The 731-nt window shown below is 43.2% G+C and carries 1 pseudogene; it reads right to left on the bottom strand.

What is annotated here, in order from left to right:
- A pseudogene (locus CER18_RS09785) lies at window positions 1–731 on the bottom strand (Vomp family autotransporter); the annotation flags it as partial.

Below are 731 nucleotides of genomic sequence, written 5' to 3'. Positions count from 1 at the left end.
CTTTATATCCGTATAAGATTTTGCCTCATTAACACCATTATTGACAAGACTACTTACTTGATCATCCGTATACTTCTTCGCATCATCAAGCACTAGCTTCATCTGCTGATCCGTATAATCATGCAATTGACCACCCGTTACCGCTTCTTTCGAACCACTTTCTATACGACCTTCCGCTAAATTATCTATCAATACTGGATCACTTTCATTACCTCCAACTAACGTAATCTTATTCGTTTTCTTGCCATCAGCATCCTTATCGTAGTTAACTGCACCGTTCGTAACCGCACTTTCAACATCCTTAACATGCTGATCTATGCTCTCTACACGATTTTCAACCGCTGAAACTTTCTGGTTCGTYTCCCAGAGCTGGCCACCATTCACAACTTCTTTCGAGCCTTCCGATATATCTCCATCCGCTACATGCGTAATCTTACTATCCGATCCATTATGGCGACCATCATAGCCTCCTAACTCTTCATTCCAACTCAAACTGTTCGACGTAACATTCTGCGCTACATCATTAAGACGATCGTTGATACCAGACAAACTTCCGTTAACGCCTTCAAACGCTCCCGCTACTGTATCATAACTCTTACTCTCACCAGAACTCCCATCACTCTTGAACTGCGTTACTTGGAATTCAGGCGCTGTCCATTGACCGCCCTGATAGCTCGCTCCCCCGCCTAAATAACTCGCTAACGTCTGATTCAACTGATACAATGATACAA

Origin of the sequence: Bartonella tribocorum, assembly GCF_002777915.1 — a bacterium.
GTDB lineage: Bacteria > Pseudomonadota > Alphaproteobacteria > Rhizobiales > Rhizobiaceae > Bartonella > Bartonella tribocorum_A.
The sequence above is the reverse complement of the archived record's forward strand: the minus strand, read 5'-3'. Positions and strand labels throughout refer to the sequence as shown.